The sequence below is a fragment of the Vibrio sp. 10N.286.48.C11 genome (assembly GCF_041469805.1).
Classification (GTDB): domain Bacteria; phylum Pseudomonadota; class Gammaproteobacteria; order Enterobacterales; family Vibrionaceae; genus Vibrio; species Vibrio crassostreae_C.
The window spans coordinates 1-16,870 of the sequence record NZ_JBFRLK010000038.1; the positions used below are offsets into that span (position 1 = coordinate 1).

13 protein-coding genes are annotated in these 16,870 nt (G+C 42.8%); 6 read left to right on the forward strand and 7 right to left on the reverse strand.

Annotated features, from left to right (window positions below; translation table 11 throughout):
• Positions 1-983: 983 nt before the first annotated feature.
• On the reverse strand, positions 984-1,175 hold the full coding sequence (locus tag AB4209_RS10630; RefSeq protein WP_065606511.1) for an MbcA/ParS/Xre antitoxin family protein: 192 nt from the start codon (positions 1,173-1,175) through the stop codon (positions 984-986).
• Between the two features lie 42 nt (positions 1,176-1,217).
• On the reverse strand, positions 1,218-3,554 hold the full coding sequence (locus tag AB4209_RS10635) for a TOTE conflict system archaeo-eukaryotic primase domain-containing protein (protein ID WP_372055835.1): 2,337 nt from the start codon (positions 3,552-3,554) through the stop codon (positions 1,218-1,220).
• A gap of 151 nt (positions 3,555-3,705) precedes the next feature.
• On the opposite strand from AB4209_RS10635, the gene AB4209_RS10640 reads away from it, so the two are divergent.
• From AB4209_RS10640 to AB4209_RS10655, 4 genes are all read left to right on the forward strand, one after another.
• Positions 3,706-4,644: a competence protein CoiA family protein gene (locus AB4209_RS10640; protein ID WP_065606515.1), complete on the forward strand. Its 939-nt coding sequence runs from the start codon at positions 3,706-3,708 to the stop codon at positions 4,642-4,644.
• Positions 4,645-4,962: 318 nt separating this feature from the next.
• On the forward strand, positions 4,963-5,211 hold the full coding sequence (hipB, locus tag AB4209_RS10645; protein WP_017034177.1) for a type II toxin-antitoxin system antitoxin HipB: 249 nt from the start codon (positions 4,963-4,965) through the stop codon (positions 5,209-5,211).
• Entirely contained in the window at positions 5,211-6,512 is a 1,302-nt protein-coding gene (locus AB4209_RS10650; protein WP_065606517.1) for a type II toxin-antitoxin system HipA family toxin, read from the forward strand. Before hipB ends, AB4209_RS10650 begins: the two co-directional genes overlap by 1 nt.
• A gap of 409 nt (positions 6,513-6,921) precedes the next feature.
• Entirely contained in the window at positions 6,922-7,839 is a 918-nt protein-coding gene (locus AB4209_RS10655) for a DUF6236 family protein (protein ID WP_102393636.1), read from the forward strand.
• Here the strand turns inward: AB4209_RS10655 and AB4209_RS10660 are convergent.
• The gene (locus AB4209_RS10660; RefSeq protein ID WP_017071865.1) at positions 7,836-8,390 is read right to left on the reverse strand and encodes a recombinase family protein; all 555 of its coding nucleotides are present in this window, start codon (positions 8,388-8,390) and stop codon (positions 7,836-7,838) included. The two genes, AB4209_RS10655 and AB4209_RS10660, sit on opposite strands and share 4 nt — an antisense overlap.
• Positions 8,391-8,788: 398 nt before the next feature.
• On the opposite strand from AB4209_RS10660, the gene yfcC reads away from it, so the two are divergent.
• Together yfcC and AB4209_RS10670 are read left to right on the forward strand one after the other, a co-directional pair.
• Positions 8,789-10,267 carry a putative basic amino acid antiporter YfcC gene (gene yfcC / locus AB4209_RS10665; protein WP_017071864.1) on the forward strand — a complete coding sequence of 493 codons (1,479 nt, stop codon included), beginning with the start codon at positions 8,789-8,791 and terminating at the stop codon, positions 10,265-10,267.
• A 128-nt stretch (positions 10,268-10,395) separates the two neighbouring features.
• Positions 10,396-11,403, forward strand: a complete 1,008-nt coding sequence (locus AB4209_RS10670; RefSeq protein ID WP_017059743.1) for a succinylglutamate desuccinylase/aspartoacylase family protein — start codon at positions 10,396-10,398, stop codon at positions 11,401-11,403.
• A 113-nt stretch (positions 11,404-11,516) separates the two neighbouring features.
• Here the strand turns inward: AB4209_RS10670 and AB4209_RS10675 are convergent, their stop codons facing one another.
• The 4 genes from AB4209_RS10675 to AB4209_RS10690 form a co-directional block, all read right to left on the reverse strand.
• Positions 11,517-12,530 (reverse strand): DUF2955 domain-containing protein, encoded by a 1,014-nt coding sequence (locus tag AB4209_RS10675; protein WP_017059742.1) that lies wholly within the window; start codon positions 12,528-12,530, stop codon positions 11,517-11,519.
• Complete coding sequence (locus AB4209_RS10680; RefSeq protein WP_017059741.1) at positions 12,520-13,584, reverse strand: HlyD family secretion protein; 1,065 nt, start codon at positions 13,582-13,584, stop codon at positions 12,520-12,522. The genes AB4209_RS10675 and AB4209_RS10680 overlap by 11 nt, the downstream gene beginning before the upstream one ends.
• A 244-nt stretch (positions 13,585-13,828) precedes the next feature.
• Positions 13,829-15,709, reverse strand: a complete 1,881-nt coding sequence (locus tag AB4209_RS10685) for a RimK/LysX family protein (RefSeq protein WP_029235751.1) — start codon at positions 15,707-15,709, stop codon at positions 13,829-13,831.
• A gap of 305 nt (positions 15,710-16,014) precedes the next feature.
• Complete coding sequence (locus AB4209_RS10690; RefSeq protein WP_372055839.1) at positions 16,015-16,824, reverse strand: M15 family metallopeptidase; 810 nt, start codon at positions 16,822-16,824, stop codon at positions 16,015-16,017.
• Between the last annotated feature and the right edge of the window lie 46 nt (positions 16,825-16,870).

The window sequence follows — 16,870 nt, forward strand, 5'->3', positions numbered from 1 at the left end:
CGCCATGCTCGGCGCACCATTAAAGTGACCCAGCTCTGGGTCAAAGCAACAAACACCACTGTCTTATACCGCTTTTATTGAACAGCAAACTCGATCAGCATTAAGGTGACCCAGCTCTGGGTCAGAGCACAAACACTACTGACTTTATCGCTTATAACAGTAATAGCCTGAGATTTATCGTCAACAACGATAATCATCGTACTTTTATCGTTGTTAACAATAATTAAGAATACTTATTGAAGACAATGATAAAAACCTCCGATCCGCAGCGATAATTAAAACACTAATTTTAATTAAATATCATCAATTCGCTCTAGTGGAGTGCAGTATAAACTTAATAATTTATTACATCATATCATTGTAATTTCATGTGATTTTACTTTTTAAAAATCAATCTTTAAAATAAAAAGCAAAATATATTAACAAAAACAATTTATTAATTATTTAATTCATGCTATAACCATTATAACTGTTATAGCTATTATAAGGTTATAATTTTAATATAAGGACGAAAATAGAATTCATTGTTGAAAAACACAAACATTCATAAAAACACATGAAAAACCACTGCGCTGTGACGCACTTCTAGTGCGCTAAACAGCACTGACTGTGCTTGAAGCAGCATTTGACATCTAAATACCACAATAATAACCGCACTACCTCTTTGCAGTATCAACAGGTAACCGCTCTACCATAGAGCAAATTAACTCACCTCAAATGATCCATATTATATATAATACTATTACTTAGTTTTCTGCTAGAAGCTAATAGTACTCAGGTAATAGCAGAACTGGATTTATAGAGTATGCCAAACCATAATTAAAACAAATTCTACCAGTATTTATTGTTCACCCATCAAATATATTTTCCACGTTAGAATTATCATTCGACATGGACTCCCTTACATGGGCATCCTTAATAAATATTTAACTTTTTATCTAGTGTAATGAAAACATATAATAGTGTTTATCGCTGTCCCTATCTCATGAAAAATCACCATAGCGAATTCGATCCAAAATGCCTAGGACTGCATCTCTTCCTTCTGGCATTCGTAGCATTTCTACTGCTGTCAAACCATCAAAAAACCATTTAGGGGAATTTAGCCATTCATCAGCTAAGCCTTCTTCTTCAAATATCTCTAAAGCGGCTTTTCTCACTTCAGTTACACTATCCATATCCTATACCTCGAACTATTCAAACCGATTAGGTTTGGCTTGCTATATAAGCAAACCCTCGTCTGGAACCTCCACAAAACCCAACGCTCTATAACCTTTATCTCTTTTCTTAAACATCCTAGACAGCATAGGGATTTTCGAGTCGACGTAGTCGATAACTTTAACTTCATCTTTCCCTTCAAACTCACGCTGTATTCGACCAACATACTGAATAAGTGAACCTTTCCAGGATACTGGTAGTGCTAATATTAGAGTATCTAGCCTGGGTAAGTCGAAACCCTCCCCGATAAACCTCCCAGTAGCAACAAGTACTTCGGTGGTTGCTAGTTTCTCCATGACGTCTGCTTGCTGCTTTTTTTTCATTGCACCGACAAGCACTTGATGTTTAAGTCCCGTATCATCAAGTAGCTTAGATATTATATTGGCATGCTCTCTTCGCTCTGTTAATACGATAGGGACTCTTCCTTTACCAACTTCATATTTAATGTCCTCAATAATGACCTTGTTACGTTCAGAGTGCAGCATCAACCAACGGTACACATCAGAAATATGAGGTTTGGGTTCATCCGAAATCAAACTTAGCGGCACATCAAATAACAAAGCTTTCTTTTCCAATCGCTGAACAAATCGAGATCTTTGGTCAGACTTGATGCTATGCCTGACCCTACCCGCTTGCATGAAGATAATAGGGTGATGTCCATCTCGCCTTTCTAAAGTAGCACTTATCCCAACAACAAATTTGGCATGCGACTCAGATAGAACTCGTTCAAATTGAGGTGCTGACAGATGATGACATTCATCGACTATGACTTGCCCATAGTCCTGAATCAGTTCATTGACACTATTATCACTCCTGTTGAACAAACTTTGATACGTCGCAATATCGATCTGCCCTGTTGGCTTTTTCTTGCTTCCAGTCCACACTCCAACATCAACCCCCAGAGCAAAAACCTTGAGTCTCTCTTGCCATTGTTCTACGAGCTGTTTGTTGTGAACTAACACTAACGTATTAACTTTTCTTTGGCATATGAGGCCAATGGCGGTAATCGTTTTGCCAAATGCTGTAGGCGCATGAAGTACGCCATTGTCATATTGAAGAAGTTTATCAACAGCTTTACGTTGCGCTGAACGCAGGGAACCAACAAATTTAATAGTGCCTAATAGCCGCCCTTCAATCCTCTTGTCTTCTACCTGTAACGAAATTCCATTAGAGGAACAGATATCCTCCAAATCATCCAAGCACCCTCTTGGCAAACTCAAATAGCCGCTGTCTATCTCCGCTAGACAAATGAACCGAGCAATTCCATTTGTCGATAAGCGCAACCCCTGGGCCTTGAAGAACTTTGGATTTGAGAAAGATGCGACTTTCTTTAACTGGGCGATTAAAGGGTTAGGGAGACTAGACAACGGGATATAGAGTCGATTAGCAATAACCGCTTGCAACACTTCAGGGCAGCCTTCTATAGCGTTCCTAGTGGGTAGAGAGCGCTCCCAAGGGGCTTGCTGACAGATATCTGCCGATGTCTGCTCTTGATGTGTTCGATTAATTAAAAGTGCTTCGACTTTTACAGGCGCTACACGTTTTGTTGAAACCAGAGCAGCCCATTGATCGGCACAAGCAACGAATGATTGGTCAACAAATGTCGAATTACCACACGACCGTGATTGCTTTTGCAATGGCAGAGCTATCAAATTGCCAATACCTCCTACTGGAAGTACATCTTGGTTGGGAAAAAGCCTATCGTAAGACTCAAAAGATAAAACGCCATGAATTTTCATCGCTTCATCTAAGAGGAAAAAACCTAACTGACGAGCTAGTTTGGCTTCTATGGCTTGATCGAAGAAAATCCACACGTGTGCGCCATTCCCAGACCTTGAGCGCTCTAGTAGGCAATCAATTCCATTCTGTCGGCATGCATTGACATAAGCTATTGATGCTAATTGCCAGTCACTTTTGTCGAAATCAACGGCTAGTAACCAACATGTGTTGTTCGATAGCATTGGGTATAAACCAATGACTTCTTTTCCAGTTAAGTGATTATAGATCGCATCTTCATCTAAAGACTTGAACGCTTGGTTGGGACATTCTAAACATTTAGTCTTAGGTTTATTGCAGAGTCCTTGCTGCCATTCATTATGGCACGCCACTGCATAACCACTTCTCCCTTTATTGTTCTGCCAACGATGCGCATAACAATAGTCATTCCCCCTAAAGTAGGCCTTGAATAAAGCAACTTTTTGCCCTGGAGAATACTCATGTTGATCACCTGCCGTCGAGCTGGCGTTTTGAGCTAATAAAGACTGGCGGCGCTGCTCTAAATGGCTTAGCTCGACCCTTAGCTCTAAGATCTGTTGTTCAATCCTTTGAAGCTCATCCATATTTAGTCCCAGCGGTCGGTCCGACTACACAAGTCAGTGCGTATTAAAACATAAGAAACCACAAGCATTATTTTTAACTGTCTAACATATTTGCCAAGCTTTCTAGCTTATTATGATACCAACACCCCAACAATTAACAGCATAACGTAACATGACAATTCAACACGTTCCTTTTGGCTTAAGAATCGAAGACCATTCCTTTGTGGATGTCTGCGATGTCGCTCGCGGAAAAAAATGTGATTGTATTTGTCCGTCTTGTCACACTCCACTCATAGCCCGACAAGGAGAAGAGAAGCAGTGGCACTTTGCCCATGCAACTCGCAAAGTAGATAAAACCGATAAGGAGTGTGACTTTTCCTTCTTTGTTTCCGTCAGAATGATGGCAAGGCAAGTTATCGAAACGGGTATTAGGATCGCTCTCCCAGAGTACAAGTGCACTGTAGCTCGTCAGGCTAAAGGAACCCACTTCAAAGAAGAATTTTTGGTAGCAAAACAAACAACTATCGAACTAAAAGACGTACATAAGGAAGCAGCGTTTTCAAATTGCGTTGTCGACATTGTTGGTAAGGTTCAAGCCTTCTCTTTTGTCATATACTTTACCCACCCAAATCGCCCACTCCCTGCTAGTCTTCATGTCTCTGATAACCAACAAAGTGGTGTACTAGAAATTAAACTCGATGATACACACCACTTGTTCAAAGAAAATAGAGCTGGAACTAGGCAACTAGATAGGCTAAAGCTCTTTCTACAAAATGACCTGTCATCCAAGAGCTGGGTATTTCATCCACGAAAAGCATCAATACAGAAAGCAGCATATCAACGTTTGAACTCGACTATCGCTAGCTATCAAGTCAATCGTCACTCAACAACTAGTCATTCTAGCCATGGAAGTCGTGTTTCCTATCAGCACAACGACCCTTGGCTTGCGCCAAGAAACAAACCGACAGCTCCACCGTCACCGTTCCCCAAAAGAACAGCTACATTCGAATGCATCATGTGTAACTGCCAATGGCAAGCTTCATTACCAGGACAACCTACCTGCCCTAAATGTCATAACCACCTGTATGCTAGCGAGGTATCTTCGAGATAAAGACACATCAAGTGTTCATTTTATTCCCCTGTTCATTTTTTATGAACAAACTAAAAAATGAACAGGATCTGATGTTCCCAGCTTTAGTTTCTCAAGGCTCAACGGGTATCTTTGCTCCCTATGTCTCACCATGTCATCCAATATCCCTTTGTAGGGATATAACTCGTAAAATCCCCACAAGGGGATATGGTGGACTATATCCCCACTAAGGGATATACTTTACCATATCCTCACTAAGGGATATACTTTACCATATCCTCACTAGAGGATAATGAGATATATAAAGTCGCACCTTAACTCTATCGAGGGTCGGAAGAAATGATATATAGTCCAAAGCAACTCGCTGACATGATGCTCCTAATAAGGCAAAAGAACGGCTGGACTCAATCAGAGTTGGCCAAAAGGGTAGGCATAAAGCAAGCAACTATCTCAAACTTCGAAAATAGTCCTGATAAGACAACACTTTCGACTTTCTTTAAACTTATTCAGGCAATGGAACTGACACTGAGCATCCAGGAAAAAGCACAAGTAAGTTCACAAGATAGCCAAGATGATGAGAACTGGTAATGCAAAAACTAAACGCATACATGAACGGAGAACTCGTAGGGACTCTCAATAAACAGAATAATGGTGCTCATACTTTTCAGTATGATAAGACCTGGGTAACCAGTGACAAGTCCCGACCACTATCATTGTCTCTAAAATTACAACTGCCACCTATAACTTCAGACTCAGTCATCAACTACTTCGACAACCTTTTACCTGATAGCCCAAAGGTGAGAGATAGGATCGTAGCTCGTTATAAAGCTTCATCTAAGCAGCCATTCGATCTTCTCAAAGAAGTTGGTAAAGATAGCGTCGGAGCTATTGCATTAATTTCTCCTGAACAACCTTACAAAAATGAACCACTCAATTACCAAGTCTTAGATGATAAAAAGTTGGATGCCGTGCTCTCAGCTTACAAATCTGATATCCCCCTCGGAATGGTTGAAGAAGAAGAAGATTTCAGAATATCAGTGGCTGGTGCTCAAGAAAAAACAGCACTCCTATTCGTTGATCAACAGTGGTGTATCCCCAAAGGTAATACTCCAACAACTCATATCATAAAACTACCAATTGGCGAAATACAGCAAGCAAACGCAACATTAGATCTTAAAGACAGTGTTGAAAATGAGTACCTTTGCATCGAGTTAGCTAAAGCACTAGGGTTTTCAGTTCCCAATGTCCACATGATCAAAACTGATAACCTGAAAGCTTTAGCTGTAGAGCGATTCGATAGACGCTGGACTAAAGATAAAGCTAACTTACTCCGTCTACCTCAAGAAGACATGTGCCAAGTATTTGGTATGCCATCATCAATCAAGTACGAATCTCAAGGTGGCCCTGGTATTTCGGAAATCATGAAGCTAATCATGGGTTCAAGTAATGCTCTGGAAGATCAGTATAACTTCATGAGATTTCAAGTATTTCAGTGGGTTATAGGGGCAACCGATGGGCATGCAAAGAACTATTCTATTTATATTGAGAAGGGAGGGAGTTATCGTTTAACTCCATTCTACGATATTTTATCAGCATACCCGCTTCTGGGTGGTCGAGGCCTGAATATTAGAAAACTCAAGCTAGCAATGGGACTCAAAGCGACTAGGGGGAAAAAGTATGAAATTAACAAAATCTTACCTCGCCACTTTCTGGATACTGCTAAAGCAGTAAACTTCAGCCAAGATAAGATGCAAGAGATATTGAATGAACTGAAAGATGGATTCCCTGAAGCAATCTTACAAGTAAAAGCCAAGCTACCCGAAGATTTCCCTGAAAAGATTTCAGATTCGATTTTTGAAAATGCGACAAAGATACTTTCGAAGATTTAATATTCAGAAAGTAAATTGATGCAATAAGCTATAGGGAGACTCCACTGACCAATAGAATATTTGGCTATATCCAAATAAATATCTATAGCTATATTATATATAAAGACGGGGGGTCAGTTCCTTTTCAAGCAGGATTTTGATGTAACATCTTAAGTAACATCAAATTAGAACATTAACTCTAAAGCCTTATATAATGTAGATTGGTACAGCCATTCAACTCCCGCCAGCTCCACCAAACGTTTGGAAACAGCGTATTTTCAATGGGTTAACGCCTTTTGGGAATGCGCTGTTTTTGTATGGGTGCCACAGTAAAGTGCCACACTTCATAAAGTCTATTCTCTTCCTTTCCCCTATTCAACACCTTGCATTATCATAATAACCTAACTATCTGAGTGTAAGGCGATTATCAATGGAAAGAGGTATTGTTCTATCTCCTCAATTTGAGTATCCAGAAACAGGTGGGGCTTTATTTCGTTCTGCTACTGATGATTTTGAGTTACGTAAGTACCTACTTTATTGGGATAAGATTGAAGTTCCTAAATGCTCCTCGATAGAGTTTGATTGCTGGCAGTTCCAAGAACTAGAAAAAGCTGGTGCGTTACAACGAACTCGACATGGAGAAAAACCTCGCTCGCTTGGAATGCGCATGGAACAAAGCAGTGTGATTAATGTATCTAACTTTATGACTGCTGAGATTGTTGATTGCACTGATGTAACCCTAAGCAAAAAGGCTGGAGATGAAATCCTTGCTTCACATGAAGCAATTTTTAAACAGCTCAATGAAGCACATCCAGGCTTATGGTCTAAGGCTCAAATCTCGGATAGCATTCTCACCACAACTCCTGTAGATAAAGAGAGTATTGAACTGGAGCTTCACGGTTTACTACCCGTCCCTACTGTTAGCACACACTTCGATTCTATACTTGAATTTAAGTACAAGCATCATGATGAACTGCTCGCGTTCCGTAGTTACCTAGATGAACTCTACCAGTCAGTGCTAACTGCTGGTGACATACCTAGAGCAAAAAATACCGCAATGATTAAGCTGGAAGCTTCCATTAGAGATGTCAATCGCACCTTAGAACAGTCCAAAATAGACATTAGTGTCGATAGCCTTCGCTCTGTGATTTCAGATACAACTGGTATCCTAGGCTTAACTCTTGCTGCACTAGGTACAGCATCGCAATTTGGTTTTGACCCGTTAAAAGCTGGCTTAGCTGGTGCAGCAATAGGAATTGCACCAAAACTAATACGCCAATCATCCGACTCCACTCCAGCGGAACTCATGTACCTCAAGAGCGTGAGAAGAGAGTTTAAACCAGCTTAATACTCTCTAGCGTCAAGGAGCCGATACAGTGTCGCACGACCTATTCCTAACTCCTTGGCTGCTTTAGCTTTAGGTACACCGTTATCCAATAGCTTCTGCACATCCTCTTTCGTAACCTGTGCTTTCGGTCTACCTATGTGTTTACCAGCTGCCTTCGCTGCTGCTATCCCCTCAGCCTGACGCTCTTTAATCAATTCCCTTTCCATCTGTGCCACTGCTGCCAGTATCCCTAGTACACCTTTCTGCGCTGCACTCATTACACCATCGAATCTCATTCCTTCCTTGTGGAACTGTACCGATACACCTTTCTGGTTCATCTGCTCCACCAGCCCTACAGCATCACCTGCTCCGCTACGACAGATACGGTCTAGGCTGTGAACATGCAGCACATCACCATCCCTGACATAATCCAAGCACGCCTGTAGCTGTGGTCTGTCTACTGTCTTAGCTGATACCTTTTCCTCGAACACCTTATCCAGTTTCACATCTGCTAACTGTCTGCTGGTGGACTGCTCTGCTGTACTAACTCGAATGTAACCTACGTTCGCCATGCTTACTCCTAGTGTCTCAAAACCTCTTAACACTTACAGGATTACATGTATCAAAACTCTAAGTCAATGCTTTTGAGACAACCTTAGATACAGTCTCATAAGGTATAGTTTTTTATATATACAGAGTCGCTCTATGAAACTTACCGCACTGCTTAAAAAGCACCTGAGCTAGGACTTTTTACCTCTAAATAAAACCAGGCAATAACAAGTTAAAAATAAAAACCATCATGCCACGCAAAAACAAGAACATAACACCACCAAACAAGCCAAAAACCAACTTAAAATTGACATTATATGCTTAATTAGTGATATTTTATGCCAATCTTAATTATAGCTAAAAACTGACAATGAGCACGACAACCACAACATCGGATACCATCCAAAATAAGACATGGAAAATGCCAGATACTCTGGTGCTAATTTTCTTTATCGCGTTGCTTGCGACTGCAATGACATATGTCATACCTGCAGGCATGTTTGAAACACAAGACATCAGCTATGTTTCTGATGGTGCAGAGAAAACTCGTACCGTTCTAGATCCAGCTTCATTTGCCTATCACACCGACCCCCAAGGCAACCCGATTTACAATACTGTCGGACTATTCGCCAGCGGTGGTGATATCGGCTTAATGAACTTCGTATTTGAAGGTTTAGTGTCTGGATCTAAGTGGGGTTCAGCAATCGGCGTTATCATGTTTATGCTTGTGATTGGCGGTGCTTTCGGCATTGTGATGCGCACAGGTACTATTGATAACGGTATCTTGCGTCTCATAGACAAAACCAAGGGCAGTCAATCTCTTTTCATTCCAGTATTATTTGCACTGTTCTCGCTCGGTGGGGCTGTATTTGGTATGGGTGAAGAAGCCGTCGCCTTTGCCATTATTATCGTGCCGCTAATGGTACGTATTGGCTATGATGGTATTACTACGGTAATGGTGACGTACGTAGCGACTCAGATTGGTTTTGCTGCTTCTTGGATGAACCCATTTTCTGTTGCTGTTGCCCAAGGCATTGCTGGTGTACCTGTCTTATCTGGGGCATCGGTGCGTATCGCTCTATGGGTTTTCTTCACCGCGCTCGGCATCGCTTTTACGATGTGGTATGCGAATTCGGTAAAGAAAGACCCTTCGAAATCTTACAGTAAAGCTGGTGATGTTTACTTCAAGAAGCAACAAGGAGACTTGACTCAATCACGTTGGAATATCGGCGATACGTTGGTGATTCTCACCGTGATAGCGAGCATGACCTGGGTTATTTGGGGTGTAGTGGTTCACGCATGGTACATTCCTGAAATTGCCTCTCAGTTTTTCACTATGGGATTTGTTGCTGGCTTAATCGGTGTTATTTTCCGATTAAATGATATGACCATCAACGACATGGCCGATTCATTTAAGGAAGGCGCAAGTGTGATGCTAGCGCCCGCTATTCTTGTGGGTAGTGCTAAAGGTATCTTGCTGATTTTAGGCGGCGGCAGCGATGCAACCGAGCCAAGCGTACTGAATTCAATCTTAAGCAGTGCGGGCGGTGTGATTAGTGCATTGCCAGAAGCGATGGCTGCTTGGCTGATGTTCGCCTTCCAAGCTATTTTCAACTTCTTTGTAACGTCAGGATCAGGGCAGGCAGCTCTAACGATGCCATTAATGGCGCCACTCGCCGATTTAGCAGGTGTGACTCGTCAAGTCGCGGTTTTAGCATTCCAGCTAGGTGATGGCTTTACCAATATCATCGTCCCAACATCAGCTTCTTTGATGGCAACACTAGGTGTATGCCGCATTGACTGGGGTGATTGGGCAAAATTCTGCTGGCGCTTTATCGTGCTGCTATTCTGCTTGTCGAGCGTTATTATTGTTGCGGCTCACCTGCTGGGTTTTGCATAACAGCGCCTTTCAATATTTACGTGTATCTCAATGGGCAGTTTACTGCCCATTTTTAATCACAGCTTTCAATAACAATCATCCAACACAGACTCAGAATAGATTGTGAACCAGAGACAAAGGAAACTAGTGTGAGAAAAACTACTTATACCAATGATGTTCTAAATGGACACCCTGTAATATCTCAACTCAATGTTGATGACTTACCGATGGGATGCCATCGTTTCTGGTTTGAGGCACAAACTAACGGTGTTGGTCAAAATCATCATTTACCTGTGGTCGTCTATCGCGGTGAGCAAAGTCAAAATGCTCGCAAAATAATGGTAACGGCAGGCGTTCATGGTGATGAATTAAATGGAGTTATTACCGCACAGAAGGTCATTCAAAAGCTCGTAAACGAGGAGATACACGGCACAGTCATCATTATTCCGATGATTAATGTGTCAGGTATGTTGATGCACAGCCGAGATTTTATTTCATCGGATCCGGATGCATCCCCAGCAAACCTTAACCGTATATTCCCTGGAAACCCGAACGGTGATGCCTCACAACGTTTTACACATTCAATTTGGCAGAACCTACTCAGCCATAATGCGGATCTTGCTATCGATCTGCATACCCAAACTCGCGGAGCAGAGTATCCTTTGTATGTCTTTGCCGATTATCGAATCCCCGCAGCAATCAAAATGGCTCGATTGATCAATCCTGACTGTATTTTTGATGATCCAGGTGATGATGGCGTTTTAGAAACGCAGCTCAATAAAAGTGGTACGCCCGCTATCACCGTCGAGGTTGGTTCTGGAAAGGTTTTACAACCCGACCTCATTGAGCGTTCAGTGAATGGCGTGATGAATATCCTGCACTCGGAAAATATCATCTCTACAAAGATAGATCAGCCTCACTATGCCTGCTTTGAAGGCAAAGAAACGGTGACCATTAGAGCCAATGTCGGTGGTTTCGCTCTCCCTCAAGTTAAGGTCAGTGAATCAGTACAATCAAAACAATTGATTTCAATTCAATATGATAGTTTTGGTTCTGAGAAACAACGTTATTACGCCCCTGCTGATGGCTATGTACTCAGTGTCAATCAAGATCCGATGCGTGAACCGGGCGCTTTGTTAGTCAGACTATTGAAGTAACACGTCACTTCATCAAATGGCTCTTTACTGATGGCATTTGAGTCGTTAACCCATATTGTGAAAAGGGGATAACTCGGCAGAGCTATCCCCTTATTATTACTTATAAATATTAATCACTTACTGTGATCGGTATGACTATGATTAGTATTACTGCTGAGAAAGCCCAGTACCACTGCGCCAACCATGACTGCACAAACAATGGCAAATAGACGTGTCATTTGTGCCGAGAGGGACGCAGATCCTGGGTGGCTGATGATCTGATAAGCCAAGGTCGTAAAATTAGTAAACAAGAGCTGATAAATCGTCAGATTCGCCTGCCGCCTGATAGCAAAACACGCAAGTTGCAAACCACACACCAAACTCACGCCATAAATAACCAAGATTGGAGCGCCTGACACCATCATGATCATCACAGGTAACGTAAACAGAATGCCAACGCCAGTGGTGACAAGCTTGTTTCGGCTGAATGTACGGTGGTCATGATTCGATGGGCTTTTCAACATACTGCCAAGCGTAATCGCAATCAACATCGTTTGTGACACCGAATTTCCTACCAAAATCGCCAGCACAACCACAACCGCGGTCGCTTTAAATGCAACCATGATATAGTCACCAGTAGTGGGCGCATCGGAAACGGCCGCAGTCGGAAGGACATTCACTTCATCCCCCGGGAACAACCAGAACCCCAAGTAAGTGACGATCAAAGCTATCACCAGCTTTTCAAAGAACAATAGGGGCAATCCCGCCATTGGGAGATGCATCTGCTTGTTGACCACCACCATCACGATGACCACGATAATGGTCAGTGTCGCGATGATATCTTTTGTATTCTGATGGCTACGCTGATAACTCCAGAACAGCAATAGCCAGCAATAGAGGACAAAACCGGTTGGCGAGTCGACCAATACACTACCAAAAAACACCACACCAAAGCTGATTAAGATTAATGCAACAATCACCTTTAATATTAAATTAATCGGTGGTTTGGATGGCATCAATGTCATGAACATCACAACAAATATGGGCGACAAAACAGCGAGCATCTGCCCACTTTGTTGATGGTAGAACAATAGCGAAAGCGGCAGTAACACCAATCGAATAATGGAGTTAGCTGAGCTATGAAACATAAGTCCACACGCTTAGAATTCTCATCCAAAGCTGAGCAAGCCACTCACCTGGGGTACTTTGCTCTGTCATGACAGCCACTGTGGCTTGTGAACCAAAACGAATGTTGCTTGGAACCTCACCATGATCAAACACAATATTGACTGGGTAGCGCTGCGCGGCAATAGAATTGGTGTCTGAATTTAAAAAGCCAGTCTCTTGGTCAGTGCTATTGCTGCCACCCGTTCCCCAACCAATGCTATCAACCGTGCCGTATAGCACTCGCCCCGGTAACGCATCCAATACGATCTCAACTCTTTGCCCGACTTGTATATGCTCTAGCGAGTTTTCTCTGTATAACGCAGATATCCACACCTCTCGCGGATCAACAAAGGTCAAAACAGGTGAGCCTGCGGTTGCTCGCTGGCCTACCGTCAGTTGTAGGTTACTCACCACGCCATGAGAAGGAGCCATCACTTGGGTTTTCTGTAAGTTGAGCTGAGCCTGCTCAAGGGCTGCAATCGCCGCCAACACTTGTGGATTATCACTCCCTTCTGGCCCTAACGCTTGTTTTGCCTGAACCAAAGAGGCTTCTGCGGCTTTCAATGACGCTTCAGCACGATCACGATTCTCTATGGCGTTGTCTAATTCAGAGCGGCTAACCAGCCCTTTACTGGCGAGTTCACTCACTCGACTCGCTTGCTCTCGAGAATTATCCCGAGCCGCAACCGCCTCGGTCACTTTCGCTTGTGCAACGTTAACCGCCGCTGTGCTTGCGCCAATATTTTGGCCTACTTGAGCAAGATTCGCTTCAGCGGAACGCAAACTGATCTGATAGTTTCGAGCATCAATTTCAAACAACACTTGGTTCGTTTCAACGACCTGATTATTTTCAGTTTGCACAGACGTGATATTGCCAGAAACTTCAGGAGCAATACGCACAATATAAGAGTGAACACGGGCGATCCCCGTCATTGGTGTGACGCGGTCGGCCCACAAACTGTAAAGCCACACTACTAAAATAACCGAAATAATAATTAAACTAAGCTTACGCGAAGATTTTTCTGCTTTTGACATGCTCTCTCTCTCGATCCGACAGCACGATTTACTCGCCTGCCGAATACGATGTTTTAAAAATTAAAGTGAATTCCACTTCATTGTAGTCTAGTCGATCTGTCTCTTGAGTAAAAACAAACGATTACTTGAAATATTGTCACGGCAACAATCATCAATTAACAATCAACAAAAAGCCACACATCCCATTAATGAAATATGTGGCTGTTTAGATCTGTTCTGCTACGAACTTAGATAAGTTTAGGGATTACTCCATATCACCTAACAGGTAATCTTCATCGCTGCTCACTACTGCGCCGTGTTTCAGGAAGTTCTTACCTAGGATCATGCTGTATTCGAAGCGAGAACGGTCTTGAAGGTTTACCCTCACCTCTTTCTCTAGGTCTCCGAGCTTAACCTTCATTTCTACTACAGGGCGAATGTTTACCTTCTCGCCTTTCTTGGCTTTAATGCGCATTACATCAATCACTGGCTTGGTGAAATCTTGCTTATCGCCTTGGTTGTTTTGATAAGTAAAGCTCACCATGTCTTGGCCATCTTTCTTAAATCGTTTGATGTTGACTGCGTTCATTGAGCTTACATCCGCGCCAGTGTCGAGCTTGGCCGGGAACTTCATGCCGTTCACTTCTACTACTTCAATGTGCCCTACTTTAAACAGTGGCTCAGCTTTCAGAAGGTAATCAGAACGCGTATTAACGTAAACGCCTTCTTTTGCCATCTTCTTACCTAAAATAAAGTACGCTTCTTTCTCATTTGTATTAAGCACATCGATGGCAAACTCTTGCGTACGCACTTTTCCAGACACCGCAAACTCACCACTTACAACCGGACGAGTATCATCCCCGACTTTAAGCTTCTTAATAATTGGCTTGGTCACCTTCTGCTTCTCACCATTTACATCCGTAAGATAAAATTCAACGGAAGCATCTTTGCCTTTACCTGTCATTTCAAAACTGTCGACCTTCAGCAAAGGTGTATTGACAGTGAAAGAAGCCACAGCCTTAAGCGGGAAGTCATCTAGGGTGATGTCCTCTTCCGGCGAGATAATCATAGGCTCACCAGACTCAGCCACATCACTAAAGTTCTCTGAACCTTCTAATAAAATATTCTCAGCACTGGTGTCAATCATGAAGAGTTCGCTGGCGGTACTGGTTCCAAATCTCAACTGAGACTCACTACTAGAGCGCTCACGTAGGTACACCAGAACGTCTTTAGTCGTGTTTTCATCGAGTTGAACAGGCACATACACCAAAGGTCTCTTCTTACCGCTCACGCTTAACATACGAACCAACGGCAATGTCATCTCTTTTTGCTTGCCGTCGTTGTCGAACATATCAAACGTCACTTCACTGTTCTTCTTATCTATATCGATGTCTTTTGCATGAAGGATGCTGTAGCGATTTTTTAATGAGAAGGTCGCGTTCATCGCCATTCCAGAGATAGACACCACCTCTTTTCGGCCAACAACGGTCGCGTTCTCTTGCTCTTGTAAATAGTCATAACCTGCAAACACCAGCGCGTTATCCGCAAGGAAGGTTTTACCAATCAGCACTGGCGCAGAGAAGTGGCTTCTGTCGGTCAGGTTAACGTCGGTTTTTAGCTCTTGGTCTGCAATGGTGAGCGACATTTTTACGGTAGGACGAAGTAAAGGCGTGCTGCTAGTGCGGCTGCGTATCATGCTAACACGCTCTAAAGGCGCTTCGATTAATACCATGTCTCCCGTGCGTGGGTTTTGGACCTTAAAAGACACCACAGCTTCATATTTCGCAAAGGTACTGCCATCCCAATCATCGTAATCAACATCGGAATTGTTCAACAGGTCTTCGGTTAACGCCGCCATCAACTCTTGGTCTTTGAGATTTTGGTAATCGGGATTAGAGCTCTTCACATGAATGTCTTCAGCATGCATAGAAGTGGTTTCCGCACCGGTATCAATTTTACCAATGAAAGGAACGTCTTTTAGCCCTTGAACGCTAGATAGGTACACGTTCTCAGTGCGACCTAATACCGACTTACCATCGAGTTCGTAAGTGGGATTTTGAGTGGTAGGTGAAGTGTCAGTAGCCAAAGTGTATTGTGAAAAAAGTAGAGTGCTTAAAAGAGTTAGAGCCAAAGGTATCTTTTTCATTAGTTGGTCCGTTGTGATCAGTTCACTAATAATACTGGCGTTTGCGCGAAGAGTTCCCCCACCAGCAATGGTTCTCACATAACGTTAACGCTATGAGTTTTTAAATGACAAACCGATGACTTTGCGCTGCATTCGCTTATCGATTATTGACTAATGGATACCCAATAACCTTTTCAATGCTCGGTGTTCTATTGAAGAAATGAATACAAAAAAGGCCAACGACGAGCGCTGACCTTAGCTATTCAAAACACACCTGAAGCGAGTTTAACTTGCTAAAACACAAACGGTTCTAGATAAACATAGCACTAAAAAGTCCCGACTGTTTTCTTTGCACAGATAGCTCGAGCTTTTTCTGCGTCCTCACCTTTATTTTTGAGATAGCACTGTCGATAAGATTTGACGTAGCGCTCAAATAACACCTCGGCTTCAGGTTGTGGTTTAGAGAGCAGTTGGTTAACGAACTTTCTTGATCCAACCTCAAAATGCTGAGTATCGATTGGGCTATTCCAATCCCCTCCCCAGATCATAAATCCGTGATGGGCAAACAGCTCCACCACATCTTCTGCCATGCCGCTGCGTTCAATTTCATCACGCGCGCGAAAACGAGTACGATTCACATAGCGAGTCGCAGATTGTGAAGGCTTTACCGTGATTCGTCCGTTGCTATCGAACTCTAAGAAAGGGTTTTGAACTGGGTTGATGTCGATTGCCACACCATAGGCATGTTTCGACCAACCTCCTCCGCCAGTAATAGGACGAGCGTTAAACGCACTGCTGTTGTTCGCGTCCATTGAGGCGTTATCGTCACCTCTGAATTCACGCATTAAGCGAGCAGAATGAAGAGGAAAACTGCGCTGTTTAAGATCTGAAAAGATTTGTTCAACAGCAGGCGCAATAACATCAAGCACGATCATATTGCCCTGTTGCGTTTCCCCTTTGAAACTAATGAAATCGAAATCCACTTTGGATAGTCGCTCACAACCAACGGGCGCACCACTACTCAAGACATTGTTCTTTTTCATCATGTCGCATTGCCATTGAGATATAGGAGCGACTTGGGCATAACTCACTGCACTGAGCACAGTGGCCAGACAGCCGACAATAAAACGTTTCATATCAAAAACTCAAAATAGTAAGAGTGAAAAGTAGCAGAAGTTGGAA

Bases quoted from the DNA above. Each gene is read 5' to 3' on its own strand.
- AB4209_RS10630 (WP_065606511.1), bottom strand. From the start codon at position 1,175: ATGGATAGTGTAACTGAAGTGAGAAAAGCCGCTTTAGAGATATTTGAA.
- AB4209_RS10635 (WP_372055835.1), bottom strand. From the start codon at position 3,554: ATGGATGAGCTTCAAAGGATTGAACAACAGATCTTAGAGCTAAGGGTC.
- AB4209_RS10640 (WP_065606515.1), top strand. From the start codon at position 3,706: ATGACAATTCAACACGTTCCTTTTGGCTTAAGAATCGAAGACCATTCC.
- hipB (WP_017034177.1), top strand. From the start codon at position 4,963: ATGATATATAGTCCAAAGCAACTCGCTGACATGATGCTCCTAATAAGG.
- AB4209_RS10650 (WP_065606517.1), top strand. From the start codon at position 5,211: ATGCAAAAACTAAACGCATACATGAACGGAGAACTCGTAGGGACTCTC.
- AB4209_RS10655 (WP_102393636.1), top strand. From the start codon at position 6,922: ATGGAAAGAGGTATTGTTCTATCTCCTCAATTTGAGTATCCAGAAACA.
- AB4209_RS10660 (WP_017071865.1), bottom strand. From the start codon at position 8,390: ATGGCGAACGTAGGTTACATTCGAGTTAGTACAGCAGAGCAGTCCACC.
- yfcC (WP_017071864.1), top strand. From the start codon at position 8,789: ATGCCAGATACTCTGGTGCTAATTTTCTTTATCGCGTTGCTTGCGACT.
- AB4209_RS10675 (WP_017059742.1), bottom strand. From the start codon at position 12,530: ATGTTTCATAGCTCAGCTAACTCCATTATTCGATTGGTGTTACTGCCG.
- AB4209_RS10680 (WP_017059741.1), bottom strand. From the start codon at position 13,584: ATGTCAAAAGCAGAAAAATCTTCGCGTAAGCTTAGTTTAATTATTATT.
- AB4209_RS10685 (WP_029235751.1), bottom strand. From the start codon at position 15,709: ATGAAAAAGATACCTTTGGCTCTAACTCTTTTAAGCACTCTACTTTTT.
- AB4209_RS10690 (WP_372055839.1), bottom strand. From the start codon at position 16,824: ATGAAACGTTTTATTGTCGGCTGTCTGGCCACTGTGCTCAGTGCAGTG.